This is a genomic window from Streptomyces sp. NPDC054796, assembly GCF_053611545.1.
The window spans coordinates 1-4,298 of sequence record NZ_JBSHAO010000127.1; the positions used below are offsets into that span (position 1 = coordinate 1).

The window sequence follows — 4,298 nt, forward strand, 5'->3', positions numbered from 1 at the left end:
GGTGTCCAGCGGGCGGCCCGAGGAGTTGAGAACACCGTGTACAGAGGAACGCTGGACCTGGGGGTCCTCGGCCTCGGGCATCTTGTGGTCACGTTCCTGAGGGTCTCTTTCCTGTGCGCCGGGGTGCCCGGCGCGGCGGAGCATCTGGACGACCGCCGCGTTTCCAGCGGCGGACTGGAGACCGAGAAGCCCATCCGGGGTGGGGCGCCGCGCCCCTCCGCCGGGCGTGCGGGGTGAACGGCCGTGTTCTTCGGCTGACGTGGGAGCCTTCCGGTCGCGCAAGAGCGTCCCCTCACCTCGACGGTGTTCTCTTCCCTGGCGGGGCAGGCCGGCCGAGGGGGTCGTGCATCGGCGGCTTCCCGGGCAGCGGTGGACTGCTGGGCACCCGGTATCGGGCCGCGCCGCACACGCACGTCGGCTCTTCCGTACCGCTTGGTGCGCTGCCGAACCCTCGATGCCGATGAGCCCCTTGTCCTCGGCCGTGCGGAGCACACCGACGCTACTGGCGACAGGCGTCCCAGGACAACAGCGGCTCCGGGTCGACGCGGAACACGCCGACTGCCCGCCCGCCCCGCGAGGAGTCGTGAGCCCGGTCGAGCACGCCCCGCCCCAGACGGCACACCACCCGCCCTCGCTGCCCGACATCATCACGCGGCGCCTCAGCACCACTTTGTCCAGCCCGGCAAACCACTAGGTACCGGGCATTCTTGAGGAAAACAATCCCTGAGGCTATTCCTGCCGGGCTTCGTGCGGGAGAGCCGTCCGCAAAGACCGAGAGGCGTATCCAGGAAGTAGAGGAGGCAGGCATCTCACTCACCGTCTGGTGACGTGTCTGGTGCCGGATGCCCCAGTGCGGTCCTACATGGTCTGGCTCGTGCGGTGGGCGTGTTCTATCGCTAACGCCGCGGCCTCGGCCAGGGTCTCGGCGACGGGCAGGCCGCTCTGCCGGAGAATGTCGACGTGCGTCAGTCCTCCGGCGTACGGCACCGAGTGCACCTGATTGGCGAACGCGGCGCGAACGTCATCGAGGGCGTCACCGATGACCACGATCGGACGGTCTCCGATGGTCTCTTGTAGCAATGCCACGTGCGTCGCGAGCATCTGCTTCTTGCTCCTGATGGACGGATCTGTCCGTCCGTCTACCCGCAGGAACAGGGAGGCGATGCCCAGGTCGGAGATGTGCTGGGTCAGCCCGTGGTGGGCGCTCAGCGACAGCACGGAATGGCTGCACCCGCTGCGGACCAGCCTTGTCAGCAGGGCCTCGGTTCCAGCCGTGAGCCGGGCGGACGGTAGTCGGGAGTGGTAGGTCTCGAAGGCCACGCTCGCATTCACGCGCTCCCGATCCGTGAGGGCCCGGCGGAGGATGGCAGCACACAGGGCGGGAGCTGTCGTGGCGAAATGGCTTCGGACCGTGTCGAGATCGACTGGTCCGGCGCCCAGAGAGGCCAGGGCTGCGTTCACCGCTCCGACGTGGTGCTGAACATCAGCGGCGAGGGTGCCCCTCCATCCCCACACCAGGTGCGGCCGGTTGAAGGTTCGTGGCACGGAAACGCTTCCTCTCTTGACCAGACGAAGGGGGCGTCGGCTCTGCCGTGGACCAATCAGTCTTGCCGAACCCTGTAAACATCTGATGTGAGGTCTCTGATAAGGCCGTAGTCCTTCTCGATGACCTCCGAGTCCGCATGCGCGAGGACGACCTCCCAGAACCTTCCCGGCGGAAGCGCTGCATTCAGAGAGATGAACGAGTTCAGAGCCTTGTCGATGCACGCTGTTGTGGGCAGCTCGGCAAGGTTCTGCAGCATTCTGGGCCGAGAGCTGTCCCGCCGCTGGGCGTCCACGTAGATTCGGGTCACGCGGATGCGGGGGCTCGCGTGGTGGCTGCGGTGGGCGAAGAAGGGTCTGTCGAGCGTTACGTCGATCGGGTCGCGGTCCGTGGTCGCCCACACGGCTTCGTCGGCACGTGACCGGCGGGTGACGGTGCTGGCCGACAACAGGATGGGTCCGCGCTCAGGCTCGACAGCAAGATGGCATGACGCCGGCCCCGATGCCACGCCGAGAGTGTCCAGCGCGCGGCATACGTACAGCGACAGCCGACGGGCCAGGAGATTGTGGCGGCGCACAAGGTCGGTTCGGTCGAGGTGCCCCGTTGAACCGTGAAGGAGCGTCCAGATGCCGGTGACAGCGTGCTGAGGGCCGCGTGGGCCGAGCTGCGTGACGCTGTCGAGGACATACTGCCGCCCCTCCACCTGCTCTTCCAGGAGGAGGGAGGCGTTCCCGCTGTGGCGGTAGGCGGCTTCTTGGACTTGCGGCCACACGGTGGCAATGTGCTGCACAGTGCGGCAGGTGACCGCCCGTACAGGCACACCGAGTGCGGCGGGGGCCAGTCGGTAGGCCGACAACGTGCAGTTGCCGACCCATGCAAGGGCTTCGCCAAGACGGGCGGTCCGCACGCCGCGGGGCACTGTGATCCCCGCCTGGTCCAGGGCCCTGGACTGAACACCCCGATCGGTCCTGAGAAGAGTAGAGCCTGGGGCGCCGCTGGCAGGGAGCCGGAGTTGCCAGGCGATCCGCTCGGCCAGCTCAACGCCCACCGGGCTTGCGGCCATCACCGCTTCCACTCCCACCGTATCCAGCCTCTTGACGGTGCGCTGCAGATCGCCGTCGTACTCAATGACATCGACGTACGCCTCGTCGTCCGCGACGTCACGGTAGGCCACGGGCCTCGCGCCGCGGCCCAAGGGGACCGCGACGGCTTTGCGCCCTCGACGCGCGAGCGCGCTGGGGTAGCCGGAGTCGGCTTGCGGGGCGATGACGGCAACGTTCGCAGCTCCCGTCCCGTAAGGAGCTCGGGCTCCAACTGCAAGGTGGGCGGCAGGCATCAGCAACCTCCTCGGGATACGGGTACATGGGGGGGGGCGGGGCAACCGGGAAAAAATCGGAACGCGACGGGCCTGGTCAGCCTCCTGGGAACGTCCGCAACTCACCTGGGACTGACCCCTCGACGGCTCACCTCGGTGGGTATACGGAGCGCCGACTCGCTCCGGGGCTCGGTTTCGGCCACGCCTCCCACCGGCGGCTGGCTTGCGAGGGTCGGGGCTGAGGGTCCGGATCGGACATGACCGCCGGGCACCGCAGAGCCGAAGGTCGCGGATCCCGCGACTCCCCGCGCAGATGCTTCTCGTACTCGTCGGGCAGGGGGCGTCGGCGACGAGGGGCCGGACGGTTGGCGAAAGAGCTGCGGTCGCAACTTCCTTAGCAGCGCGAAGGTGTTCAAGCGAGTGGTGCGCCGGTGTCGAAGGATGTCCACGGATGTCTCCGTATGAAGAGGAAGCGATGCTGCGCGATGGCTGATGCCGGTCGTGCTTCCGTTCGTCGAGCGCGCGGGAGCCATGCACCGTGATGTCGGGGCCGGGTATGACCCGGTCAGCAGAGGGTGCGACCGCGGCATGCGGCGGTCCCCCCGAAGAGGCGAAGAGCGTACGGGCGGGGGCGGGATCTTCTACTGGCTCGTGCGGCCGAGGGACCAGCGGCACCGCGGGCGCAGGTGTGCGTGCTCCCGCTGACGGTGTGTATCGGACCGCCCCGGTCTGAGCAGGAAGCACCGTCGATCTGCGCCGGCCGCTCGGGTAAGACGAGGAGAGCTCGCAGGGGTGACGCAGTAGTAGATCGTGTGACAGCCCACGCGCTTGCCGTCCGGTCGCTGTGTCAAGGGCCTGTGGGAGTACCAGGTCTTCGCCTTGGCCTTGTAGGTGAACTTGCGTGAGCGAGGCCGAGTACCTCTGCCGTGATCCTGCGGCGGTTCAGGACGATCAAGACGATCCCCTCACTGCTGCTCGGGCGGCGTTCATGGACGAGGACTCCCCGGAGCGTGCCCCCTTCGCCCGCATGCTCGGTGACGGGCATGCAGGCTCACCGACATCCATATTCATAAACGCCTGTAGATGATAAGGCTTGACCGTAGCTCACGATCCACGGCGAGTCGACCCTCTTGCGTAAACGCATGAAGATGAAGGCGGTCGGAATATTGCGTTCCTCGTGCCGGGGGTGCGCGTCAGTCGATCTCGGCACTCCTCTGTTGCGCTCTGAGAGGGAGAGTCCAATGGGTCGATATGTGGTAGATTCACGTACACAGCTGTAGAGGGGGCGGCCCGGGCGACCTGCCATTTCTTGGCGCGTGAGAGCCCATAGTGAATGCCGCCGATGTTAGTGGTCTAGGCCAATTTAGAGGCCGGGCTGTGCTGCGTGAGTGCTTGACGTGGCCTACCGGTGAAGTGGTATTCACGTGCGTGGATCGCGAT

The 4,298-nt window shown here is 66.9% G+C and carries 3 protein-coding genes; 1 reads left to right on the plus strand and 2 read right to left on the minus strand.

The window, feature by feature from the left end; all coding sequences use genetic code 11:
* Nucleotides 1-36: 36 nt before the first annotated feature.
* Complete coding sequence (locus ACWGJ2_RS39970; protein ID WP_453351331.1) at nucleotides 37-237, plus strand: hypothetical protein; 201 nt, start codon at nucleotides 37-39, stop codon at nucleotides 235-237.
* A 621-nt stretch (nucleotides 238-858) separates the two neighbouring features.
* On the opposite strand, the gene ACWGJ2_RS39975 is transcribed toward ACWGJ2_RS39970, so the two are convergent.
* Nucleotides 859-1,545 (minus strand): HAD family hydrolase, encoded by a 687-nt coding sequence (locus tag ACWGJ2_RS39975; protein WP_453351332.1) that lies wholly within the window; start codon nucleotides 1,543-1,545, stop codon nucleotides 859-861.
* Between the two features lie 56 nt (nucleotides 1,546-1,601).
* Nucleotides 1,602-2,879: a hypothetical protein gene (locus tag ACWGJ2_RS39980; protein WP_453351333.1), complete on the minus strand. Its 1,278-nt coding sequence runs from the start codon at nucleotides 2,877-2,879 to the stop codon at nucleotides 1,602-1,604.
* Nucleotides 2,880-4,298 lie beyond the last annotated feature (1,419 nt).

What these genes read in the sequence shown, in the direction of transcription:
- ACWGJ2_RS39980 (WP_453351333.1), bottom strand. Translation starts at nt 2,879, where the DNA reads ATGCCTGCCGCCCACCTTGCAGTTGGAGCCCGAGCTCCTTACGGGACG.